Source organism: Arthrobacter sp. Soil_C_49, assembly GCF_057656635.1.
Window position 1 is genome coordinate 1 of record NZ_JBDGJZ010000054.1, and the last position, 203, is coordinate 203.

Below are 203 nucleotides of genomic sequence, written 5' to 3' on the forward strand. Positions count from 1 at the left end.
ATGGTGCGGGGTTCGTGGGGGCCTTGGAGGCCGCGGGCGATGGCGGTGGTGCGGTTCCAGATGGCTGAGCCCTGGTGTGCGGGGAGGTAGAGGGAAATCCAGGCCATGCCGTCGCGGTCCGGGGTGTATTCCATCCGGCGGTCGGCGGCGCACTTGGCGTGGCGTTTCTCCAGGGATTCGGGGTGGTGGCGTTCGCGCCAGTT

Annotated in this window: 1 pseudogene; it reads right to left on the reverse strand. The window is 69.0% G+C overall.

Annotation, left to right across the window (positions count from 1 at the left end):
* Positions 1–203: pseudogene (locus tag AC3A4Z_RS22670) on the reverse strand (HNH endonuclease signature motif containing protein); the annotation flags it as partial.